The 22,896-nt window shown below is 66.9% G+C and carries 22 protein-coding genes; 16 read left to right on the plus strand and 6 right to left on the minus strand.

Annotation, left to right across the window (positions count from 1 at the left end):
* Window positions 1–102: 102 nt before the first annotated feature.
* From IFT63_RS15125 to hemH, 3 genes are all read right to left on the minus strand, one after another.
* Entirely contained in the window at window positions 103–1,026 is a 924-nt protein-coding gene (locus IFT63_RS15125) for a hypothetical protein (RefSeq protein ID WP_192084964.1), read from the minus strand.
* Window positions 1,027–1,108: 82 nt separating this feature from the next.
* A complete protein-coding gene (locus IFT63_RS15130) occupies window positions 1,109–1,948 on the minus strand; it encodes an alpha/beta fold hydrolase (RefSeq protein ID WP_192084965.1) in 840 nt (279 codons plus the stop codon).
* On the minus strand, window positions 1,945–2,907 hold the full coding sequence (gene hemH / locus IFT63_RS15135; protein WP_192084966.1) for a ferrochelatase: 963 nt from the start codon (window positions 2,905–2,907) through the stop codon (window positions 1,945–1,947). The genes IFT63_RS15130 and hemH overlap by 4 nt, the downstream gene beginning before the upstream one ends.
* A 162-nt stretch (window positions 2,908–3,069) precedes the next feature.
* Between hemH and IFT63_RS15140 the strand changes: the two genes are divergently transcribed.
* The 4 genes from IFT63_RS15140 to tatC all read left to right on the plus strand — a co-directional run bounded on the left by IFT63_RS15140 (window position 3,070) and on the right by tatC (window position 5,511).
* Window positions 3,070–3,957, plus strand: coding sequence for a YSC84-related protein (locus IFT63_RS15140; RefSeq protein WP_192084967.1), 888 nt, complete (start codon window positions 3,070–3,072; stop codon window positions 3,955–3,957).
* 79 nt (window positions 3,958–4,036) lie between these two features.
* Window positions 4,037–4,267 (plus strand): Sec-independent protein translocase subunit TatA, encoded by a 231-nt coding sequence (gene tatA, locus IFT63_RS15145; protein WP_057507047.1) that lies wholly within the window; start codon window positions 4,037–4,039, stop codon window positions 4,265–4,267.
* 15 nt (window positions 4,268–4,282) lie between these two features.
* Window positions 4,283–4,768: a Sec-independent protein translocase protein TatB gene (tatB, locus tag IFT63_RS15150; RefSeq protein WP_192084968.1), complete on the plus strand. Its 486-nt coding sequence runs from the start codon at window positions 4,283–4,285 to the stop codon at window positions 4,766–4,768.
* A complete protein-coding gene (tatC, locus tag IFT63_RS15155; RefSeq protein WP_192084969.1) occupies window positions 4,765–5,511 on the plus strand; it encodes a twin-arginine translocase subunit TatC in 747 nt (248 codons plus the stop codon). Before tatB ends, tatC begins: the two co-directional genes overlap by 4 nt.
* Window positions 5,512–5,593: 82 nt before the next feature.
* Here the strand turns inward: tatC and IFT63_RS15160 are convergent, their stop codons facing one another.
* Genes IFT63_RS15160 through IFT63_RS15170 form a run of 3 tightly spaced genes read right to left on the minus strand, consistent with a single transcriptional unit; the run spans window position 5,594 to window position 9,092 of the window.
* Window positions 5,594–6,493: a BPSS1780 family membrane protein gene (locus IFT63_RS15160; protein ID WP_192084970.1), complete on the minus strand. Its 900-nt coding sequence runs from the start codon at window positions 6,491–6,493 to the stop codon at window positions 5,594–5,596.
* A gap of 51 nt (window positions 6,494–6,544) precedes the next feature.
* Window positions 6,545–7,291 (minus strand): glutamine amidotransferase, encoded by a 747-nt coding sequence (locus tag IFT63_RS15165; RefSeq protein ID WP_192084971.1) that lies wholly within the window; start codon window positions 7,289–7,291, stop codon window positions 6,545–6,547.
* A complete protein-coding gene (locus tag IFT63_RS15170; RefSeq protein ID WP_192084972.1) occupies window positions 7,263–9,092 on the minus strand; it encodes a GspE/PulE family protein in 1,830 nt (609 codons plus the stop codon). Before IFT63_RS15170 ends, IFT63_RS15165 begins: the two co-directional genes overlap by 29 nt.
* 129 nt (window positions 9,093–9,221) lie before the next feature.
* Here IFT63_RS15170 and glyQ point away from each other — a divergent pair, with 129 nt between their 5' ends.
* The 12 genes from glyQ to IFT63_RS15230 all read left to right on the plus strand — a co-directional run bounded on the left by glyQ (window position 9,222) and on the right by IFT63_RS15230 (window position 22,863).
* Window positions 9,222–10,136 (plus strand): glycine--tRNA ligase subunit alpha, encoded by a 915-nt coding sequence (gene glyQ / locus IFT63_RS15175; protein WP_042612032.1) that lies wholly within the window; start codon window positions 9,222–9,224, stop codon window positions 10,134–10,136.
* Window positions 10,137–10,205: 69 nt separating this feature from the next.
* Window positions 10,206–12,275: a glycine--tRNA ligase subunit beta gene (gene glyS / locus IFT63_RS15180; protein WP_192084973.1), complete on the plus strand. Its 2,070-nt coding sequence runs from the start codon at window positions 10,206–10,208 to the stop codon at window positions 12,273–12,275.
* A gap of 108 nt (window positions 12,276–12,383) precedes the next feature.
* Window positions 12,384–13,142: a helix-turn-helix domain-containing protein gene (locus IFT63_RS15185; RefSeq protein WP_161793537.1), complete on the plus strand. Its 759-nt coding sequence runs from the start codon at window positions 12,384–12,386 to the stop codon at window positions 13,140–13,142.
* Between the two features lie 5 nt (window positions 13,143–13,147).
* Complete coding sequence (gene sctC / locus IFT63_RS17605) at window positions 13,148–14,848, plus strand: type III secretion system outer membrane ring subunit SctC (protein ID WP_192084974.1); 1,701 nt, start codon at window positions 13,148–13,150, stop codon at window positions 14,846–14,848.
* Window positions 14,835–15,959 carry a type III secretion system gatekeeper subunit SctW gene (gene sctW, locus IFT63_RS15195; RefSeq protein WP_192084975.1) on the plus strand — a complete coding sequence of 375 codons (1,125 nt, stop codon included), beginning with the start codon at window positions 14,835–14,837 and terminating at the stop codon, window positions 15,957–15,959. The genes sctC and sctW overlap by 14 nt, the downstream gene beginning before the upstream one ends.
* Entirely contained in the window at window positions 15,959–18,043 is a 2,085-nt protein-coding gene (locus IFT63_RS15200; RefSeq protein WP_192084976.1) for an EscV/YscV/HrcV family type III secretion system export apparatus protein, read from the plus strand. The genes sctW and IFT63_RS15200 overlap by 1 nt, the downstream gene beginning before the upstream one ends.
* The gene (locus IFT63_RS15205) at window positions 18,040–18,423 is read left to right on the plus strand and encodes a hypothetical protein (RefSeq protein ID WP_042612029.1); all 384 of its coding nucleotides are present in this window, start codon (window positions 18,040–18,042) and stop codon (window positions 18,421–18,423) included. Before IFT63_RS15200 ends, IFT63_RS15205 begins: the two co-directional genes overlap by 4 nt.
* Window positions 18,420–19,712, plus strand: a complete 1,293-nt coding sequence (locus tag IFT63_RS15210; RefSeq protein WP_192084977.1) for a FliI/YscN family ATPase — start codon at window positions 18,420–18,422, stop codon at window positions 19,710–19,712. The genes IFT63_RS15205 and IFT63_RS15210 overlap by 4 nt, the downstream gene beginning before the upstream one ends.
* The gene (locus tag IFT63_RS15215; protein ID WP_042612027.1) at window positions 19,696–20,163 is read left to right on the plus strand and encodes a hypothetical protein; all 468 of its coding nucleotides are present in this window, start codon (window positions 19,696–19,698) and stop codon (window positions 20,161–20,163) included. Before IFT63_RS15210 ends, IFT63_RS15215 begins: the two co-directional genes overlap by 17 nt.
* Complete coding sequence (locus tag IFT63_RS15220) at window positions 20,139–21,263, plus strand: hypothetical protein (RefSeq protein ID WP_192084978.1); 1,125 nt, start codon at window positions 20,139–20,141, stop codon at window positions 21,261–21,263. The genes IFT63_RS15215 and IFT63_RS15220 overlap by 25 nt, the downstream gene beginning before the upstream one ends.
* Window positions 21,260–22,192: a FliM/FliN family flagellar motor switch protein gene (locus tag IFT63_RS15225; RefSeq protein WP_192084979.1), complete on the plus strand. Its 933-nt coding sequence runs from the start codon at window positions 21,260–21,262 to the stop codon at window positions 22,190–22,192. Before IFT63_RS15220 ends, IFT63_RS15225 begins: the two co-directional genes overlap by 4 nt.
* Window positions 22,189–22,863, plus strand: coding sequence for an EscR/YscR/HrcR family type III secretion system export apparatus protein (locus IFT63_RS15230; protein WP_197974426.1), 675 nt, complete (start codon window positions 22,189–22,191; stop codon window positions 22,861–22,863). The genes IFT63_RS15225 and IFT63_RS15230 overlap by 4 nt, the downstream gene beginning before the upstream one ends.
* Window positions 22,864–22,896: the final 33 nt, after the last annotated feature.

Genomic DNA, 22,896 nt, shown 5'->3' on the forward strand with positions numbered 1-22,896 from the left:
GTCATCGCCAGGGTTTATACCCAAAAACCCCGCTGCTCACGCAGCGGGGTTTTTTTTCATTTCTGGAAACCTGCCGCTGCGCTCGCCGGGCGTGGCTCGGCGCTACCGGTTGGGTGCTGGCGTCCCTTGCAGCCACGCTGTCCACTGCAGTGTCGATGCACGGTGCAACGCTTCCAGCTCCGGCAGCGCCGTGTCTCCGACGTGTAATGCATTGAAGATCTTCAGCAGCGTTGGATCTTCCAGCGCCTGTTCAAAGCGCCCCTCCAACAGCGTGGTCATCTCACTCAGGTAGAGATGCTTGCTGCTGGTTATCCGGCTCGTGCCCATGCGTTCAATGTCGCCTCGCTCCAGCACCTCGACGTGTGCCTCCAGCCATCGCAGCGTGGCAGGCAGCAGTGACCGCAGGCAACCCGGCTTATCGAGGAACCCGGCAAATACCGGCTGCTTGCCCAGCTCCGAAGGCGGCTGGTCCAGCAACAGCTGGCGTGCCGACATTTCGAAGATCTGGCGTGACGCATGAGGCCAACTGGGATCAAGTTCCGATACGCCGTGGGCAATCAGATCATCCTGGAAGTTGCTCCAGCCAGAACGCAGTTGTACGGCGCAATGCTCAAAGGTCTGTCGCTCATAAGCAGTCAGCGCTTCGCTGCGTGGCGGGCTGATGACCGGCTGTGGCCCGTCGCTGTCGAGGCCAACGACGTCAATCGGCAGCGCCGATGCGTGCTGGATGACCGTAGGGCGGCCCGTGCCGATCAAAGGCTGGGGTGCCGACTGTGCCCAGACCAGCGTTGAGGGCAGTATCCGGCGACATCCGGTGCGGCTCTGCGGTGATTGCAGCGCGGTGGCACGTGCAGACCCCGCATTGGGCGCCCAGGCGTGAGGCATGGCTTCGTTTCCGACGCGGCAAGGTGCAGCCAACCGGCCGCGTGGGGGCTGTGCGGGCGACGCTGCGGGTTCTATCGGGGCGATGCGCCGGCTGCTCAGCACGGACGAGGTGTCGGTGATGGCCGGAGTGGTCTGCGGCATGGTGCCTCCAAGGTTGACGAAATCACTTCATCGTTCCTCCCATGAGACCACTGGAGCCACACGCACATCTGTCAGAAAACGCTCAGGCACAGAACCGCACGATGAGCTCGGCAACCTCGGCCGGCCGTTCCATGTGCACGTGGTGCGTGCCAGGCAGCACGGCCAAGCGGCCATCGCGCAGGTGCTTGAGCCGCTCGCTGCGCTGGGGTTCCGGGTAATACGCCTGCGCGGGGCTGGCATAGATCACCTGCACGGGGCAGGCGATGGCCTGCAGCAGGTTGTCGATCTGGCCCTCGGTGAGCCGTATCGCGGTTGGCAGCATCAGCCGCCGGTCGGTGCGCCAGCGGTAACCCCCCGGCACGTCGCATACCCCGCGCTCCACCAGCAGGCGGGCGTTGGCTTCGCTCAGCTGGTTGGCCATCATCCTGGCGCGGATCGGTGCGGCCAGTGTAGGGAACACCCTCAGCGGCCGGTCGTTGGTGGTGCGGCTGGCGGTTACGTGGTCGTGCAGGCGCTGCGCGGTCTCCGATTCCGGGCCTCGCAGGCCGCCGAGGGCTTCGATCGCCACCAGCCGCTCCACGCGATCAGAAACGGCGGCCGTCAGGCTGGCGATGCCGGCCCCCATGGAGTGGCCCAACAGCGTGAAGCGTTCCCATCCCAGCGCGTCGGCCACATCCAGCACATGGCAGATGGCTGCCGGCGTGGTGTAACCGGCACCTGCCGGCAGGTGGCTGCTGAAGCCATGCCCGGGCAGGTCCAGCATGACGATGTCCAGCTCCGGCAGATGCGCGAGCAGCGGCACGAAGCTGGCGGCGTTGTCCAGCCAGCCATGCAGCGCCAGTACCCGACGCCCCGTCCCTGGCCGCCGCAGTCCACTGGCGGTCTGTCCATCCAGTTGCAGCGAAAACGCCTGCAGCGTCACTTCAGCGCGTCCTCCGCCAACTGCGCCAAGGCGCTTGCGTGCGCGGGATCATCATTCAGACAGGGGATATAGCGCATCTGCGCGCCGCGCTCTGCCAGGGTGTGGGTGAAGCCCAACGCGACCTCTTCCAGGGTTTCCAGGCAGTCGGTTGCAAACCCGGGGCAGACCACGTCGATCTGCTTGACGCCGCCCTCGGCCAGCGCCCACAGGCTGGGTTCCGCATAAGGCTGCAGCCACTTCTCGCGGCCGAATCGCGACTGATAGCCCATCTGCCATTCGTCGGCGGACAGGCCCAGCGCCGCAGCGATGGCCGCCGCACTCGCTTCGCACTGCCGCGGATAGGGGTCCCCGGCATCGGCAACCCGCTGCGGTATCCCATGGAAGGAGAACATCAGTTTCTCCCCCCGGCCATTGCGTTCCCACCAGCGACGGATCGACCCGGCAACCGCATCGACCCATGCCGGATGCACCGGGTAGTCGCGGATCAGCTCCACCTGCACATCGGGATTCCTGCGGCGCCAGCGCTCCACCAGATCCTCGACCGACGCCGTGGTGGTGGTTGAATACTGGGGATACAGCGGCAGCACCGCGATGCGTCGGACGCCGGCATCCCTGGCGGCATCCAGCTCGTTACCCAGCGCGGGTACCCCGTAGCGCATCGCGTGGCGGACCCGACGGCCGGGCATCAGGCGCTGCATGGCCTCGGCCAGATTGCGCGTGTGCACCATCAGCGGCGAGCCCCCGGGCAGCCACACCTGCGCGTATTTTTCCGCCGAACGCCCGCTGCGCAGCGGCAGGATGACGCCGTACAGCAGCGGCTTCCAGAACAGCGCCGGGATCGCGACGACGCGCGGATCGGAAAGGAATTCAGCCAGATAGCGCCGCACTGCCGGGGCAGTCGGGGCTTCGGGCGTGCCTAGGTTTACCGCCAGCACAGCGGATTCGGGTGCGTTGAGCATGTGCCATTGTCGCTGATCGCGTCCGATGGCGGGATGAGATCGATCAATGAGGTGGATCGAAAGAGTGAATGAATAGCCGGAAAACTCATTGCTGATTCATCTAAACAGCCCTACTTTCAGCTGCTTGCTATATCTTCTTGGTGAACTGATACGGAGTCCGTCATGCGTCGCCTTCGCCTTACCCTGTTGATCACCGCTGGCTTGATGTTGTCCAGCCAGGCCGCGCTGGCCGGCCCCCAGGAAGACCAGCGTGCGCGCAACGCGGTACGCGTGCTGGCCGAAATCCAGGAAATTCCCGAGCAGGGAATCCCGGACAAGCTGCTCGATGAAGGCCATGCCGTCGTCGTCATCCCGGACACCATCAAGGCCGGGCTGGTCATCGGCGGTCGCCGCGGGCATGGCCTGATGTCGGTGAAGATGCCCGATGGCAGCTGGTCCAATCCGGTATTCATGAAGCTCACCGGTGGCAGCATCGGCTTCCAGGCCGGTGTGCAGTCCTCCGACGTGGTGCTGGTGTTCCGCAACGAACGCAGCCTGGACAACCTGGTCAATGGCAAGTTCACGCTTGGCGCGGACGCCGGCGTGGCCGCAGGTCCAGTGGGGCGCAATGCGGCCGCCGCAACGGATGGCCAGCTGAAGGCGGAAATCTGGTCGTGGTCGCGTGCACGCGGCCTGTTCGCCGGTGTCGCCCTGGACGGTGCCGTGCTGCAGATCGATGATGCCGCCAATCTGGATGCCTACGGCAGCGGCACCACGCCGCGCATGATCTTTGAAGGGCGTGCCGCAGGTGCCCCGTCGATGGATGTGGTGGCCTTCCGTGACCGCCTTGAAGAGGCCACCTACGCCGCCCGCAACAACCGTGGCTCCGGTGGCCCGGCGCCTGCCCCGCGTGCGGCGGTTGCCGCTCCGGCACCGCCGGTGGCTCCGCCGCCGGCCGCCGAAGCGACGACCGTGCCATTGCAGAACGTACCTGCCGCGCCGCCGCCGCAACAGGGCTTCCAGCCGGTCACCGAAGGTGAGATCCGTACCGAGTCACTGGACGGCAACTGACTTCCAGCATGCGCGCCGGCCCCCTGCCGGTGCGCTATGCTCGGGGTCCTGATCCCTGAAAATATTTGCGAGCGTCTTTATGGGCAGTTTCAGCATCTGGCACTGGTTGATCGTGCTGGCCGTGGTCCTGCTGGTGTTCGGCACCAAGCGGCTCACCAGCGGCGCCAAGGACCTCGGCTCGGCCGTGAAGGAATTCAAGAAAGGCATGCGTGACGAAGACAAGCCGGGTGCACAGCTCGGTGATGAATCGCGCAACGATGCCTCGCGCAGCAGCACGGTGCAGGACGAGCGCGACCGCGACCCGCGTTGATCCGGAGGGGTAGCGGTGTTTGATATCGGCTTCAGTGAGCTGCTGGTCGTTGCGATCGTGGCACTGGTGGTACTTGGCCCGGAACGACTGCCGAAGGCGGCGCGCTTTGCCGGCCTGTGGGTGCGCCGTGCGCGCAACCAGTGGGATTCGGTGAAGCAGGAACTGGAACGCGAGCTGCAGGCCGAGGACATCAAGCGGCAGATGCAGGACGTGCGCCAGTCGATGCAGGACACCGAGAGCGAACTGCGTGCCAGCGGCGAAGCCGCACGCCGGCAGATGCAGGATGTGGATGACCAGGGTCGGGTGATCGCCGATGAAGTGCGCGGCACGCCACGCGCTACCGCGTCGATGGGCGAGGTGCGCCCCACGCCGGAAACCACCGCATTGGATCGGCCATCATCCGCACCGGCCGTGCTGCCCGGTTCGAGTCCGGCACCTGCAACGGCGGAGCCGCCGGCCGATGCGCCTGCGCCTGCCAATGCGAAGGAGAACAGCCCATGAGCGAGCACGAGTTCGGTGAAAGTTCGCTGGTGGAGCATCTGGTCGAACTCCGCGCACGGCTGGTACGCGCACTGCTGGGCCTGGGTGTCGTACTGCTGGGCCTGCTGCCTTTCTCGCGCACCCTCTACACGCTCGTCGCCGAACCGCTGATCTCGCAGCTGCCCAATGGGCAGTCGATGATCGCGATCAACCCGGCCGGTGCCTTCTTCGCGCCGCTGAAGCTGACCTTCTTCCTCGCCCTGTTCGTGGCCATGCCGTGGTTGCTGTACCAGCTGTGGGCCTTCGTCGCGCCTGGCCTGTACGCACGCGAAAAACGACTGGCAGTGCCGATCCTCGGCTCGTCCGTGCTGCTGTTCTACATCGGCTGCGCGTTCGCGTATTTCCTGGTGCTGCCGGCGGTCTTCCACTTCCTGACCACGTTCCGGCCAGACGTGATTGCCATCACGCCGGATGCGAATGCCTACCTGGATTTCGTGCTGGCGATCTTCTTCGCCTTCGGCGGCAGCTTCGAGCTGCCGGTGGCGATGGTCATCCTGACGCTGCTCGGTTGGGTCACGCCGGAGCAGTTCAAGGAAGGACGCGGCTATGCGGTGGTCGGCATCTTCGTGCTGGCCGCGGTGCTGACGCCGCCGGACGTGGTGTCACAGCTGATGCTGGCCATCCCGATGTGCCTGCTCTACGAGCTGGGCATCCATGCCTCGAAGTGGCTGGTGCCCTCCCGCGCCCGCCAGACCGAGCCCTGACCGGGGCCACACCGGGCGCATCGCCGGTAGCGCCGAGCCAAGCTCGGCGAGCGCAGCGGCAGCGGCAGCGGCACGCAAAGCCTCAGGCGTGGAACACGTTCGACGGTCCGCTGTCCGGCAGTGCCGGCGGTTCACCGACCTCGCCGAACATCTGCTTCCAGGCGCTGTACACCGCGCCGGCGAACACCGGCATGATCACGCCCATCAGCAGCAGCTGCGCGGCGAACAGGGCCAGCATCGCCCCGCCCACCAGCTGGGCCACCATCGCCACGATCATCACCAGGAAGTAGACGGCGAACACCGCCACGAAGGCGAGCAGGAAGAACACCCCCATCGGCAGCAGGTTGTGCACGCAGGCGCGCAGGCTCAGGCGCAGCGCCTGCAGCCCGTTGCGCTGTTCGAACATCACCTGCGGGGACAGCGTGAACAGCGCCAGCGCCACCGCGATGAACACCACCAGCACGCACAGCAGCCACAGCAGGATGCGGCCGGCGGGCAGGCTGGCGGCCAGCGCTTCCATCTCCGCCGGGCTCGGCTGCGCACCGGACTGGCTCAACTCATTGAGCTTGGTCATCACTTCGCTGAGCTGGCCCAGGCCGGAGCTGCCGATCAGCAGCAGCAACAGGATGCCCAGCACCAGGCCGGCCACCAGCTGCGGCAGCAGCGAGACCAGAAGGTGCGGCGCACGGCCGTCGTGCAGGCCCTGCAACAGGTGCGCCGGCTGCGCGGGGCGACCGTGGTCGACTTCGCGCACGGCCCATACCAGGCCGCCGAAGATCAGGGGGCCGGCCAAGGCCATCACCAACTGCGCGGGCAGCGCGAGCACGGGCACCATCGTCGCCAATGCCGTCACCAGCAGCGCGGCCAGCGCCCAGATCATGCCAAGGATGCCCAGGCCCAGCGGCGCCTTGCGCAGCAGGGTGAACCCGGACACCAGCCATTCCGCACCAGCCGAAGCCGGTAGCTTGCGCATCTCGCTCATACCAATCCGAAGAACAGGGGAGGGGCAGGGCGCGTGCCCTGCATCCGGTGATTATCCCTGTTTTACGACGCCGTGACCTGAAGCGTGGCGGGCCTGGCGCACGAAACGGCGCAGCAGTTGCCGGGCCAGCGGGGCGGCGGTGATGGCACGCTCGATGCTGCGTGCGCAGCCGCCGTGCTGGCGGATGCACTGGGCACGCGCCCGCACGTAGCCGCGCATGTGGTGGGTGGCGAATTCCGGATGGAACTGCACCCCCCAGGCGCGGTCACCCCAGCGGAAGGCATGGCAGCCATCCAGCGTGGAACGGGCCAGCACCGAGGCACCTTCCGGTGCGCGCAGCACCGTCTGCAGGTGCGTGGCGTGGGCCGGGAAACGCGATGGCAAACCGCTGAAAAGTGGGTCTTGGTGGGCAGCGGGATCCAGCGACAGCTCGATGGTGCCCGATTCGCGGCCGGCCGGGTTGTAATCCACCTGCCCGCCCAGCGCATGCGCCAGCAGCTGGTGGCCGTAGCAGATGCCGAACACCGGACTGCCGCCGTGCACCGCCTCGCGCAGCCAGACCGCGCTGCGTTCGCTCCAGTCGGCCCGGTCGGTGACATAGGCGGCCGAGCCGGTCACCAGCACGCCGGCATAGCCGCGCACGTCCGGCAGGGGGTCGCCGTGTTCGGCATCGACCACCACGGTTTCCTGTTCTTCCAGCCCCGCCGCGACCCGGATCCAGTGCGGAAAACGGCCGTAGCGCCGCAGCGAGGCAAGCGGTCGGCCGGTTTCAACGATCAGGAAGGGAAGGCGGTTCATCGGCAGGGGGCACGACTGACAGGACTTCTTCGATTGTAGTCAGCCCAAGGGCCACCTTTTCAAGCCCTGCCTGGCGCAGGGTGCGCAGTCCTGCACCGCGTGCTTCACGCGAAAACGCGCCCAGATCCATGTCCGCGCGGATCCGCCCGCGCAGCCGCGAGCCCAACGGCAGCAGCTCATACAGCCCGATCCGTCCCATGAACCCGGTGCGCCGGCACTCCAGGCAGCCGACCGGCCGGTACGGCGTGGCGGCATCTGGATATGCCATCTGGCCATCAGCCAACACCGCCCAATCGGCCGTTTCCAGCACGTGCGGCACCTTGCAGTACGTGCACAGGGTGCGCACCAGGCGCTGGGCCAGGATGCCGTTGAGGGTGGAGGCCAGCAGGTAATGCGGCACGCCGAGGTCGAGCAGGCGGGTGATCGCCGAGGGCGCATCGTTGGTGTGCAGGGTGGACAACACCAGATGGCCGGTAAGCGAAGCCTGCACCGCCATCTGCGCGGTTTCCAGGTCGCGGATCTCGCCGATCATGATGATGTCCGGATCCTGCCGCAGCAGGGTGCGCACGCCGCTGGCGAAATCCAGCTCGATGTTGGTCTGCACCTGCATCTGGTTGAATTCCGGCGCGATCATTTCGATCGGGTCTTCCACCGTGCACACGTTCACGTCCGGCGTGGCCAGCCGTTTCAGCGTGGAATACAGCGTGGTGGTCTTGCCCGAGCCGGTTGGGCCGGTGACCAGCACGATGCCGTGTGGCTGTTCGACCAGGGTGTTCCAGCCGGCCGCTTCCTGCGCGCTGAAGCCCAGCTGGTCGATGCTCTTGAACGCCGCGTCGGGGTCGAAAATGCGCATCACGCACTTCTCGCCGAACGCGGTGGGCATGGTGGAAATACGCATTTCCACTTCGCGGCCACCGGGCGAGCGGGTCTTGATCCGGCCGTCCTGCGGGCGCCGGCGTTCGCCCAGGTCCATCCGGCCGAGCACCTTGATCCGGCTGACGACGGCGGTCATCACCGCCGGCGGCACTTCGAACACCTTGTGCAGCACGCCATCGATGCGGAAACGCATGCGGCCCATGTCGCGCCGCGGCTCCAGGTGGATATCGGAGGCACGCTGCTCGTAGGCGTACTGCAGCAGCCAGTCGACGATGTGCACGATGTGCTGGTCGTCGGCATTGACGTCGCCGGCGCGGCCCAGCTCCACCAGCTGCTCGAAGCTGGGCAGGGTGCTGCTGGTTTCCGAACGGGCATCGCCGCGGGCGCCACGCACCGAACGGGTGACCCCGTAGAACTCCATGGTGTAGCGGTGCAGGTCCAGCGGGTTGACCAGGGCCAGTTCGATCGTGCGCCGGGTCAGGTGCTGCAGGTCGCGCCGCCACTCCTGCGCCAGCGGTTCGCTGGTGGCCACCAGCACGCGTTCACTGGTTACCGCCAGCGGCAGGAAGCGATGCCGGCGCGCATAAGCGTGGGACACCAGCGCGGTCACGCTGGCTACGTCCACCCGGGTCGGGTCGATGCGCAGGTAGCGGGTGCCGGTGCGCTTGGCCAGCCAGTCGGTGAGCCGCTCCAGCCCCAGCTCGCCGCCGCCGCTGGCGGCCAGCTTCAGGTTGGCCAGCAGCACCAGCGGATGCACTTCGCTGGCGTTCTTCGCGCCCTGGGCGGAAAAGCGCACGCGCTCCAGGTCACTGTCGGCGACCAGGCCGTCGGCCACCAGCGCGGTGGCGACCTGTTCGAACAGCAGCCGGCCGGGCGGCAACACCGCTGCCGGATGCGGGGACGACGCCATCGGGTGCTGCTCCATCGTCCTGTGTCCTTGGTTGCCACATGGTGCGTTGAACGCCGCCGCAGCGTGGTCTGGATCACGTCCAGCGCCCGGCGGTGGTCGCTCGTTATACTAGCGCACCCCTCCGCCCGGCCAAGAAACGACCGCATGTCAGCGACCCCGACCGTTCCGATCACCTTCCAGGGCCTGATCCAGACCCTGAACCAGTTCTGGGCGCAGCAGGGCTGCGTGCTGATCCAGCCGCTCGACCTGGAAGTGGGCGCCGGCACGTTCCACCCGGCGACCTTCCTGCGCGCGATCGGCCCGGAGACCTGGAATGCCGCCTACGTGCAGCCTTCGCGGCGTCCCACCGATGGCCGCTATGGCGAGAACCCGAACCGCCTGCAGCGCTACTACCAGTACCAGGTAGCGATGAAGCCGGCGCCGGACAACATCCAGCAGCTGTACCTGGATTCACTCAAGGCGCTGGGCATCGATCCGCTGGTGCATGACCTGCGCTTTGTCGAAGACAACTGGGAATCGCCGACCCTCGGCGCCTGGGGCCTGGGCTGGGAAGTCTGGCTCAACGGCATGGAAGTGACCCAGTTCACCTACTTCCAGCAGGCCGGTGGCCTGGAGTGCCGGCCGGTGCTGGGCGAGATCACCTATGGTCTCGAACGCCTGTGCATGTACCTGCAGAACTGCGACAACGTCTACGACCTGGTGTGGACCTACGGTCCGGACGGCACCCCGGTGACCTACGGCGATGTCTACCACCAGAACGAAGTGGAGCAGAGCACCTACAACTTCGAACACGCCGACGTGGAAGAGATGTTCCACCGCTTCGACGCGTGCGAACGCGAAGCGAAGAAGCTGGTCGAACTGGGACTGCCGCTGCCGGCGTATGAGCAGGTGACCAAGGCCAGCCACGCCTTCAACCTGCTCGATGCGCGCCGTGCGATCAGCGTGACCGAGCGCCAGCGTTACATCCTGCGCGTGCGCGCGCTGGCCCAGGGCGTGGCCCAGGCGTACTACGAACAGCGCGAGAAGCTGGGCTTCCCCGGTGCCAAAGCGCAGGCCTGAGTCCCGCACCTTCCCGAACCACCGGGCGCCGGCCGCGTCGCGCGCTGCGCCCCCAACTGGATTGAACCGATGAGCCACCTGTCTCCCCTGCTGATCGAACTGGGCACCGAAGAGCTGCCGGTCAAGGCGCTGCCGGGCCTGTCCCAGGCGTTCTTCGACGGCATCGTCGAGGGCCTGCGCAAGCGCGGCGTCGAACTGGACCTGGGCGATGCGCGCCCGCTGTCCACGCCACGCCGCCTTGCTGTGCTGTTGCCGGGCGTGGGCACCGAACAGCCCGAACAGCACAGCGAAGTGCTGGGCCCGTACCTGAACATCGCACTGGATGCCGACGGCCAGCCGACCAAGGCGCTGCAGGGCTTCGCGGCCAAGGCCGGGATCGACTGGAGCGCGCTGGAAAAAACCAGTGACGCCAAGGGCGAGCGCTTCGTGCACCGTGCGGTGAAGCCGGGTGCGCGCACCGCCGACCTGCTGCCGGAGGTGCTGCGCGAAGCCATCGCCGGCATGCCGATCCCCAAGCCGATGCGCTGGGGTGACCATGCGTGGGGCTTCGCCCGTCCGGTGCATTGGCTGGTGCTGCTGCATGGCCCGGACATCGTCGATGCCGAGCTGTTCGGCCTGAAGGCCGACCGCATGAGCCGTGGTCACCGTTTCCACCACGACAAGACCGTGTGGCTGACCCAACCGCAGGACTACATCGAATCGCTGCGTTCGGCGTTCGTGCTGGTCGATCCGCAGGAACGCCGCGAACGCATCGCAGCGCAGGTGCAGGCCGCCGCCGCGGAAGCGGGTGGCAGTGCGCGCATCACCGAGGACAACCTCGGCCAGGTGGTCAACCTGGTGGAGTGGCCGTCGGCGGTGCTGTGCAGCTTCGAACGCGCCTTCCTGGCGGTACCGCAGGAAGCGCTGATCGAGACGATGGAGATCAACCAGAAATTCTTCCCGGTGCTGGATGACGGCGGCAAGCTGACCGAGAAATTCATCGGCATCGCCAACATCGAATCCAGGGATGTGGCGGAAGTCGCCAAGGGCTACGAGCGGGTGATCCGCCCGCGCTTCGCTGATGCCAAGTTCTTCTTCGACGAAGACCTCAAGCAGGGGCTGGAGTCGATGGGCGATGGCCTGAAGACCGTGACCTACCAGGCCAAGCTGGGCAGCGTGGCCGACAAGGTCGCTCGCGTGGTCGCGCTGGCCGATGCCATCGCCCCGCAGGTCGGTGCCGATCCTGTGCTGGCGCGGCGTGCCGCGCAGCTGGCCAAGAACGACCTGCAGTCGCGCATGGTCAATGAATTCCCCGAACTGCAGGGTATCGCCGGCCGCCATTACGCGCTGACCGGGGGCGAGTCGCCGGAGGTCGCGCTGGCCATCGACGAGTCCTACCAGCCGCGTTTCGGCGGTGACGATATCGCGCTGTCGTCGCTGGGCAAGGTGCTGGCGATCGCCGAGCGCCTGGACACCCTCGCCGGTGGCTTTGCCGCAGGCCTCAAGCCGACCGGCAACAAGGATCCCTTCGCGCTGCGCCGCAACGCGCTGGGCCTGGCGCGTACGGTCATCGAAAGCGGCTTCGAACTGGACCTGCGCGCGCTGCTGGCGCAGGCCAACACGGCGCTCGCACCGCGCAACGTGCAGGCCGACGTGGCCGAACTGTACGACTTCATCATCGAACGCCTGCGCGGCTATTACGCCGACAAGGGCGTTCCGGCGTCGCAGTTCAACGCGGTGGCCGAACTGAAGCCCGCATCGCTGTATGACTTCGACCGACGTATTGACGCAATCCGCACGTTTGCAGCCTTGCCGGAAGCGCCGGCACTGGCGGCGGCGAACAAGCGCATCGGCAACATCCTGCGCAAGGCCGACATCGCCATCCCGGGCCAGATCGACCCGTCGCTGCTGCGGGAAGAGGCCGAGCGCGCGCTCGCCGAAGCCGTTGCCGCGGCCATCGACGATACCGGCGCCAGCCTGCATCAGAAAGACTACGTCAGTGTGCTGGAACGGCTGGCGCGCCTGCGGCCGCAGGTGGACGCGTTCTTCGACCAGGTGATGGTCAACGACGAGGATCCGGCCGTGCGCGCTAACCGGCTTGCGCTGCTGAAGCGGCTGTCCGACCGCTTCGACGCGGTGGCCTCGCTGGCACAGATGTAACACCCGGGGAGTCGGGGCCGGCCGCCTGCCGCCCTGTTGAGCGACCCGCAGGCAAAAGCGCAATTCGGCTCATAGCCCTCTGCGGCATGACGCAACACCATGTGCGTCATGTCGTACACCCCTCTTCCCCAGTCGCCGACGGCGCATCCGACCACCCTGTCGTGCGTGGTTCCCCGCACGGAATCGGTGTTTCTGGTCGCCGACCACCACGTGGCGGAGGTCGACCTGGGCGCGGCACGCGACTACGACGGCAACTCCCGCTTCACGATCGAACCCGGTGGCGTCCGCCTGCTGGCAGGCGGCGAGCGCCAGCTGAAACTGCTGGGACGCCATGTCCGGGTGCTGGCGGTGCCGGACAGCATGCCGCGCCTGCTTGCGTTCCACGATCACGCCAAAGGCCTGCAGCGCAGCGTGGAAGGCGATCGCCGCACGGCGGCGCTGCTGCCGGTCACCGGCGCGCTCGATCACCCGAACGCACCGCAGCACTGGCTGATGAACGAGCTGCTGGATGACACACCGGCCTTCCAGGCCGTGGCCGCGCGCTGGGCACGGCGTGAGGTCTACCAGCTGGTGCGGTTCGTGCTGGAAAGTCCGGACCAGGGCGTCCAGAAGCTTGCTGATCGCTACGGCCTGTCCGTCGCCCAGTTCCGCCGCATCGGCCGGCGCGCCTTCGGCCGCTCGCTGAAGGAACAGCTGCGCCTGCTGCGCGCAGGGCGGGTGCTGCATCGCTATGCCGAAACCGGAGCGACCTTCACCCGGCTGTCGTCGGATTTCGGCTTTTCCTCGCCTTCGCACTTCTGCAGTGAAATCAAATCGCTGCTCGGCAGGTCGCCCAGTTCCATCTATCAATCAGTCCATTCACTGTGAAAACCGTGCGCTACACCGTCTGTCTGTTCGTCGTGCTGCTGGCCGGCACCTTTCCCGCACCGTCGCATGCCCAAGAGGCGGGCGGCGACGATGTGCCGCTTGAAAACACCGCGATCCGCCATCGCGGCGAACTGTCCGCCGACGCCACCTTCGTATCCCGTGGCGACGGGGTATCCCTGCTGCTGCAGTCGGTGGCCGCGCAGATGAAACTGCCGGTCATCGTCAGCACCAAAGCGCAGAAAAAGCGTGTCCAGGGCAGCTTTTCGCTGCGTGAACCGCAGTCGGTGCTCGACCAGGTCGCCCGCGATGTCGGACTGATCTGGTACAGCGACGGCCAGACGCTTTACGTGCATGACGCCAGTGAAACCCGCAATGCCATCGGCCACATGCAGCATGCCTCGATCGCGGTGCTGGAAGACTTCCTGCGCCGCACGCGCCTTGCCGATCCGCGGCATGCGCTGCGGGGGGGCAGCGGTGCGGGAACCTTCTACGTGTCCGGATCGCCGGTCTATGTCGACATCGTGCTGAATGCGGCCCGCTACCTGGATGAACTGTACCGCGGCGCCGATGCACGCGCCGAGCACGTGGAGGTCATCGCCCTGCGCAACAGCTTCGCGCAGGGCCGGCGCTATGGCATGCGGTCCTGGGAAACCACCCTGCCCGGCATGGCGGAAACACTGGCCAGTGTGCTTGCGGACTCAGGCGTCAGTGACATCATCGTGCGCAGGCCGCCGAACGAGGCCAGCGCGGAAGATCCCAGCCAGGAGAGTGCCGTTGCGGCGCGGCAGGGCCAGCCGCTGGCACGCCGTGAAAGCGGTATACCGGCTGCCTCGGAAGCCTCCACGCGTACCGTCGTGGTGGCCTACCCCGAAACCAACAGCCTGATCGTGCGAGGCACGCTGTCTGGCATCCAGAAAGTGAAGCAGCTGGTGGCGGAGCTTGATTTGCCGCGCAAGCAGGTCGAACTGTCGTTGTGGATCATCGATGTGCAGAAGAAGCAACTGGACGGCCTGGGGGTGAAATGGAGCGGTCAGGTGGGCATCAGTGGCCGCCTCGGCGTGGGCTTCAACGGCTCCACCTCCACACTGGATGGTGAGCGCTTCCTGGCCTCGGTCACTGCGCTGTCCGAGCGCGGCCACGCCAGCGTGGTATCGCGCCCGGTGCTGCTGACCCAGGAAAACGTGCTGGCCCATTTCGACAGCAACAGCACCTTCTACGCGCGGCTGCAGGCAGAGCGCGCGGCGTCACTTGAAGCTGTGACCTACGGCACGATGATCAGCGTGCTGCCACGCGTCTCCGCCGACGAAGAAGTGGAGATGCAGCTGAAGATCGAAGATGGAACCGACAGCGGCAGCGAAGTGGAAGGGTTGCCGGTGATCAACCGCACCACCATCGATACCGTCGCCCGCGTGCCGCATCAGCTCAGCCTGCTGGTGGGCGGTTACACCCGCCACGAACAGGCACGCAACCGTGCGGCCATTCCCGGGCTGGGACGCATCCCGTGGCTGGGCCATGCCTTTCGCCACCGCAGCAACCGCCAACAGGAACTGGTGCGTGTCTTCCTGATCCAGCCCCGCGTACGCACGCCCGCGGATCTGCTGCCTGACGCAGGCTTCAACCGTATGGAAGACCTTCAGCTGCCCCTGCCGGACCATTTCCAGCGCGTTCGCGAAAGCGTGCGGGAGGCATTGAATGGCACACATTGACGTAGCCGCCGCACGGCTTTCCGTGCCGGTCCAGCGCCCTCGCACCGCACCGGTTGCCCAGCCCGTGCCCGAAGACGAGCCTGCCTCCTCGACCTCCGCCATGCGGCGGACGAATTCGCAGCAGGGCTTGTTGAACCAGGCGCTGACCATGAGTGACGACCTTTCCGCTCTGGTATCGAGCCTGCGCCGCAACCGCTCGCGGGATGCCGACGAGTCTCCCGTCAACGCCCATGCCTGGCTGGAACAGGTGCTCGACCCGAAAGGCCCGGAAAAGCTGTCCGCCCTGCGCCTGCAGCTGCAGCAGTTTCCGCCTGCCGACGTGGAGCAGCTGCGGAACCTGCTCGGCGCGCTGTTCGCCGATCCCAGCGATGCAGTGGCCGCGTTGCGTGCACTGCGCTCCGGTGCGGAGCTGGAGGAGCTCGCAGAGATCCTTGACGAACTGGAACAGGAGTTTCTCGGCGGCAGCAGCGGCAAGGCAGTGCGCGCGGGCCTCAACGTCGCGTTGAAGGCGCGCCTGCATTCCAGGCTGCTGGACGCGACACCTGCCCAGCTCCGACAGACCTACCGCGATTTCCTCGGCGACGGCGAACCGCTGACCAGCTATGAAGAATGGATCGCCCTGTACGGCTTCGAATCCCGCACCCGGGTGGTCGACTTCATCGAACATGCCATGGGGGCGGACATGTATGCGCTCGACCCCTCCTGCAGCCGCCTGGAGTTCGGCTACCTGCTGCAGCGCGTGCGGCAGCTCACCATGCTGCGTTCGGCCGATTACCTGCTGCTGGCGTGCTGTTGGGAAGCCTCCGTGATGATCCGCATCGGCGTCACCCAATCGGCGCTGCTGTCGGCCCTGTTCGCGATGATCCGGCGGGGGGGAGGACTGCAGGAGCTGTTCGACGGCGTGTTCGGGCAGGTGGCATGTGCCCTCCAGACCAATGAAAAATCCCGTTTCGCCGCCAACATGCGGCGCTTCCTGAAGGCGGTGCCGCATGGCCTGTGGAGCGATCCCGGGCAACATGTCCGTGCGCTGGACGAGGTCGAGGGGTTGCTTGAAGCCGCGTTGAGGCAGGAACAGCAGCAAGCGGCTGCAGGCCGCTGGGTGGCGGTCTGATGTCCGCCAATGCACCCGCCGCCGGCGGGCTGGGTCAGGTGGCGCGTACGTTGCTGCGTCCGGAACTGGCTTTGGTCGTGCTGATGGCGGTCATCATCGGCATGCTGATCGTGCCGCTGCCGACCTTCCTGGTCGACCTGCTGATCGCCGTCAACCTGCTGATCGCGATCGTCATTTTCCTCAGTTCGTTCTACGTCGAACGCATCCTGAACTTCTCCACGTTCCCATCGGTGCTGCTGTTCACCACGCTGATGCGGCTGGCGCTGTCGGTCAGCACCAGCCGGCTGATCCTGGTGGACGCCGATGCGGGGCATATCGTGGCCGCATTCGGCGAGTTCGTGGTTGCAGACAATCTGGTCGTCGGTTTCGTCATCTTCGCGATCGTCACCATCGTGCAGTTCATTGTCATCACCAAGGGCTCGGAGCGGATCGGTGAGGTGGTGGCGCGCTTCTCACTGGACGGCATGCCAGGCAAACAGATGGGCATCGACGCGGACCTGCGCGCCGAATCCATCGATGCGGCCGGCGCCAAGCTGCGCCGCCGCGAAGTGGAGAAGGAGAGCCAGCTATACGGCTCGTACGACGGCGCGATGAAGTTCGTCAAGGGCGACGCCATCGCAGGCATCGTGATCGTGTTCGTCAACCTGTTCGGCGGCATCGCCGTCGGTATGCTGCAGCACGGAATGGGCTTCCAGCAGGCGTTGAGCGTGTTCACGCTGCTCACCATCGGTGATGGTCTGGTCGCGCAGATTCCGGCGCTGCTCATCTGCATCAGTGCCGGTTTCATCGTGACCCGCGTAGGGGGCGATGAAGGCAACCTGGGTTCGAGCATCATCAAGGAGCTTTTCAGCAGCCAGAAAGTGCTGTTCATCGCCGGCACGCTTGTCCTGCTCCTGGGCCTGCTGCCTGGATTCCCCTTGCCGGTGTTCTTCGTGCTGGCGGCCGGCCTGTTCGCGCTGGCAGCGTGGCGGCTGCGCGCCGATGGCGCTGAATCACAGCGCAGCGGCAGCGGCATCGCGCAGGCAATCGGGCACAGCGGCAAGCCGGACGCATCGGGCGGGCAGGGACAGCTGACCCACGATGGCAAGCAGGTCAACGAGACAGTCCCGCTGCTGCTGCTGGTACCGCCGGCGCACCATGCCAAATGGCACGCGGCCGGGCTGGAGCGCCAGCTTCGCGCGGAACTGCACCTGCGTGCGGGCATGCAGCTGCCGCCCATGCTGCTGCGCAAGCACGAAGCCGGCGCGCACCGGATCATGGTGATGATCAATGAGATCCCCGCTGCCAGCACGGAGATCGTCCTCGACCACGTCCGCGTGCTCGCCGACAGCGATGAGCTTGCGATGCTTGACGGTGCCATCGCGCTGCCCGGCGACAACGGCGCACCAACGCGGTGCTGGATGCCCGCCAGCATGCAGGAACAGCTGCAGGCGATGGGCATGGGAACCCGCAGCGATGAGGAAGAACTGCACCAGCTGGTACACGATGCACTGATGCGCAACATCGGCGAACTGTTCGGTATCCAGGAAACCAAGTACCTGCTGGACGAAACCGAAAAACGGTTCCCCGAGTTGCTCAAGGAAGTCCACCGCCACATTCCCGTACAGCGCGTCGCCGAAGTGCTGCAGCGCCTGCAGCGTGAGGGCGTCTCCATCCGCAACATGAAGATCATCCTGGAAACGTTGGCGCAGTGGGGCCAGCGTGAGAAGGACGTCATCCTGCTGGTGGAGCACGTGCGCACCGGTTTGGCGCGCTATATCTCTTCCCAGCACGCGCGGAATGGTCGCATCGCGGCGGTCCTGCTGGCGCCGGATACCGAACACCTGGTCCGTTCGGGCATACGCCAGAGCCAGGGCGCGGCCTTCCTGAATCTTGACCCGACACAGGCGGAGCAGCTGCTCGACCGCCTCGTCATCGTCATGGAGCCGCTGCTGGCCAGCCGCCCGGAAGCGGTGCTGCTGGTCGCGCCGGACGTGCGCCGGTTCGTCAAACGGTTCGTCGAGAACAAGCTGCCCGGTCTCGCGGTTCTCTCGTTCTCGGAGATATCCGATGCCATCTCCCTTGATGTCGTGAAATCACTATGACCCTCAAAGAAACACTCTGCCAGGCACTCGAACAACTCGGTGCCAACTCCAGCGACTACGAGTTCGATGACCATTCGACGATCGTCATGTCATTCGACGATGTGGGGGATATCTACCTCGACCCACGCGATGGCGAACAGGTCTGGCTGTGGGGCTCGATTGAAGAAATCGGTGAACAGGCGCGCAGCGTGCTGGCCGAGCCGCTGCTGGGCGAGGTCATCCGGCCCGTCGCCCATTGGGATGCCGGGGCCATGGTGCTGCGTGAGGACGGCCGCGTCGGCGGCATGCTGCAATCCGAATACGCGCGCGATCCCTCGCGGTTGGCCGAGGCGCTGCAGGATTTCCATCAGTGCCTGGCCCGGATGCAGGCCATTCGATGACGTACCCACGGTCTCTCTGGCGGCCTGCCGCGCATCCGGCGACCATCATCGGTTCGATGATGCGGGCGCCGCTGCCCCACGTGGCCATCGGCGATGTGTGCCGGCTGCAGGCCGCCTCGCACGATGACACGCCTGCCGGGTCCGGCACGGTCGTCGCAGTGGAGCATGGCCTGGCATCGATCGGACTGCTTCGGGACAGTACCGGTCTTTCATCGCAGTGCCTGGTCCTGCCCACTGGCCATGGCCCCCTGGTGGCCATATCCGAGGGGGTGCTGGGCAGCGTGATCGATGGACAGGGCAATGAAGTGGAACGTCTCGCGCCCGCGATCGTCTCGCATACCGAGATGAGGCGCACCGATGGACGCGGCGTGGAGTATCACCAGCGTCGCGCGATCGAGTCGCCACTGTGCACGGGGATACGCGCGGTGGACGGTCTGCTGACCTGTGGCGAAGGCCAGCGCGTCGGCATCTTCGCCGGGGCCGGCGCGGGCAAGACCACGCTCGCTGAAATGCTGCTGGACAATGCCGACGTGGATGTCAGCGTTATCGCACTGGTGGGCGAGCGTGGCCGGGAAGTCGCTTCGCTGGTGGAGCGCTTCCGCCATTCCGAACGCGCCGGACGCACCGTGATCGTGCAGGCAACCTCGGACACCGCACCTGCACTACGCAGCCAGGCGCCGTTGATCGCCACCACCATCGCCGAGTACTTCCGCGACCAGGGCCGGCGCGTGCTGCTGGTAATGGATTCGGTGACCCGTTACGCGCGTGCGTTGCGCGAACTTGCGCTGGGCGCCGGCGAGCCTCCCGCTCGCCGTGGATTTCCCGCGTCTGTGTTCGAGGCACTTCCCCGCCTGCTGGAACGCAGTGGGCGTACTGACTCCGGTTGCATCACCGCCTTCTATACCGTCCTGCTGGAAGACGAGCAGGACGCTGATCCCATCGGCGAAGAGGTGAAGTCGCTGCTGGATGGACACCTCTACCTCAGCAGCAAGCTGGCCGGGCGCGGCCACCTGCCCGCCCTGGATGTGCTGCGCAGCGGAAGCCGCCTTTTCGGCTCCCTGACCAATGCGGCGCACCAGCAGGCGGCGGCGCGCATACGCGGTCTGTTGGGCACGCTTGAGGACCTGCAGCTGATGCGTGACCTCGGCGAATACACGCCCGGGGTCAGCGCGGCCTATGACAAAGCAATAGCGAGTGAAGCGGCACTGATGGCCTTCCTGCGCCAAGGGCAGCACGAACGGGCCGAGCTTCCGCACACGCTGGAGGCCTTGCATGGACTTTCGCGTTGACGCCCGGGGCCCGCGGCTGGTCCAGCTGAAGAAGGCGCAACGGCAGCTCTCGCTGCTGTCGGCACAGGCGCAGCACGCCGCGGCGAGCGCGCGGCGCGAAGAGGCCGATGCGCTGCGCAACGCCGCCGAACAGGCATTGCACCGCGCGATCCTGCAGCCGGAATCCGGCCTCAGCCGCAGCGCCCTGTTCGACCGCCTGCGGGTGCTCGCCGTCGCCCGCGCGCATGCGCTGGAAAGCGGGCATGCGGCCACCGACCTCGAGACCGATGCCGCGCGTTGCGATGCCGAGGAAGCCGGCCAGCGCCAGCGCGCCGCAGTGCAATACCGCAAGCAGAAGAAGATCGAGCACTGGCATGCCCACTACCGGCGGCAGGCCAGCCGGCTTCGCGAACTGCGCCTCCATACCCAACAGCTGGATGAAATCTCATGTCGTCGCCGCCCATCGCGCTGAACCCCGTGCACGCTGCCGAGCCTGCTGCTCCGGTCACCCCGGTGGTGCCGCTGCTGCGACGCGCACAGCAGGACCCCCGCCCGCCCCGGCCGGACAGGACGGAGGAGCTGGGGCCGCCGGATATGCCCGTCGATCCCGAGCCGGAATCCGAACCTGGGCAGTCGCAGGCGCTACCGACCACACTGGATGGCAATCCGTTCGCCACGGCCCCGCTTCACCCCGCAGCGCCGCAGGATCCGAGGCCGGGCGTGGGCCGCGGCGCGGCGAACCCGGCATTCCTCCGCAGCACCGGCGTGCATGCCCGGTCCGATGCGGCCGACGCGCCCGTGGGCGATCCCGTCCCGGTGCGGTCGCCACCCCGGCAGACCGCGCGGGTCGCATCGCCGCATGGCGCGGGCATCGTCGCGGCCGCGGGCGATCACAAAGCGGACGCCGCGCACCCGCTGCCCGCATCGGACCCCGCCCGCATCGCGGGCCCACCCCGCCAGGACCAGCCTGCTGATCCTCCCGTGCCCGCCCCGAACGCGGCGCACGTCCGCGACGGCGGCCATTCCGTGGCCGCGGCAGACGCGTTGCCGACCGGGGAACCGTCATTGCCCCAGGGCGACGATCCTCCACTCGTCGTGAGCGCAGGACGGAGGGCCCGCCACAACCGCGAGCAGGGCGCGCTGATACCGCAGCTTGCTGGACATGCGGGAGCGGCGACCGCCGCGAACCGGCCGCAGCCGCACGCGGCCCTCAACGCCGCGGGCACGCGCCCGGGAAGCCAACCGCCTGTCGCAGCGCGGACCGATGCACCGGGGGCCGATCTGCCGCTCGCCCCGGCGCAACGCATGGTGACGGTCAGCGTGCCGTTCAGCAGCTGGGGGCCGGGCCACCAGGCCACTGCAAGCTGGCTCCCCGGCGCATCGGGCAGTCTGCCGGCAGCGCCGGTGTTCCTGCGCGGCAGCAGCGAGAACGCGCAGCGGGCGCTCGGCGCCGCACTGGTTGCCGATGAAGGGATGACCTTGGGCCACCTGCAGGTCATCGCAGCAGATGCACCGGAAGACGGCACCGCTGAACGCAGGGCCGCCCGCCACCTGCCCGAGGACGAAGAATGAGTCCGCGCTTGCCGCTGCTGGCCGAGGTCGATCCTCAACAGCTCCGCGTCCTGACCCTGCTGCGTTGTCTCCGCCGCAGTGGCGTACACGCCGTGGCCAGCACGCCACCACCGGTAACCTGCCTGCGGTTCGAGCTGGGCACCGCCGATGGCGCGATGGTCTGCTGCGTGGACGCCAATGCGTGGGCAGCCGTGCACCTGCCCGGCCTTGTCGGCCTGGACTGGTCATCGATGGATCCGACCGTGCTGGCAGGCCTGACTGCGGTAGATCGCCCCCTGCAGTTCGCCGACGCCGTGCTGGATTACGGCCACGCCCGGGCATTACCCCCCACGACACCGCCCGCCGACGCTCCGGCGCTGGCCGCCGTGGCCGCCGCAGAAGGCGAGGTGTGGATCGAATCACGAACCGCCCCGTTGCCCCCTGCTCCGGGTGGGCCGGGACTACCCGCCGGGCTGCCGCTGCCGGTCCGCCTGCAGGTGGGCCACGCCTGCATGAGCCTGCAGCGTCTGCGCCGCCTGCGTGGGGGCGACATCGTCCTGCTGTCCGTTTCCGTAATGCGGGCGTGGCAGGGCCGCTACCCGTTGTTCGATTTCCACCTCCATCCGGACTCACTGATCGTGACCACCATGCATCTGCCCCTCACTCCTGATCCCGCCGCGACAGCCTCCGGCCTGCCTGCCGAACTCTCCGCGTCCGAAGCGCGCGGCCTGGACACGTTGCCGCTGACCCTTGATGTGATCTTGTGCCGCCTCGACATGAGCCTGGGCGAGCTGGCCGCGCTGGAGGCGGGGAGCGTTGTCGCGTTGCCGGAACGCGCCAGCCAGCGCGTCGAACTCGTCCACAACGGACGGCGGCTTGCGGTGGGCGAGCTGGTGCAGGTGGGTGACCGCCTGGGGGTGAAGCTGGCGCAGGTGCCGGGAAGGGCATGAGCGTCGTGCAAATCAACAACGATGTGTCGTTGATCGCGATCCTTGCGGCCGCGTCCCTGCTGCCGTTCCTGGTCGCGGTGGGTACGTGCTACATCAAGTTCAGTGTGGTCTTCACCCTGATCCGCAACGCGCTCGGCCTGCAGCAGGTCCCCTCCAACATGGTCATCAACGCGTTGTCGCTGATCCTGGCGTTCTACGTCATGCATCCCATCGTCACCTCGGTGCAGGCCGCCTACCAGGAGCTCGGGCACCCGCTGACGACGGTGCAGGAAACCGCGGATTTCCTCGACAACAGCCTGGGCGAGTACCGCGCCTACCTGGCCCGCCACGCCGACCCGGAACTGCTGCGGTTCTTCGAACGCGCCCAGGTGACCGACGGCACCGACGTGCCTGCGGCAGACACCGCCGCGGAAGACCGCTCGCTGTTCGCGCTGCTGCCGGCCTATGCGTTGAGCGAACTGAAGGATGCCTTCCTTATGGGCTTCTATCTGTACCTGCCCTTCATCGTGGTCGATCTCATCGTGTCCAGCATCCTGCTCGCGCTGGGCATGATGATGATGAGTCCCGTCACCATCTCCGCCCCGATCAAGCTGATCCTGTTCGTGGTGCTGGACGGCTGGAGCCTGCTCTCGCAGGGGCTGGTGATGCAGTACATGGATGTGCCGGCATGAGGCGGGCGCAGCAGCCACGTGCCGGCCACCCAG

It is taken from the genome of Stenotrophomonas sp. CFBP 13724, from assembly GCF_014841975.1.
GTDB classification, from domain to species: domain Bacteria; phylum Pseudomonadota; class Gammaproteobacteria; order Xanthomonadales; family Xanthomonadaceae; genus Stenotrophomonas; species Stenotrophomonas lacuserhaii.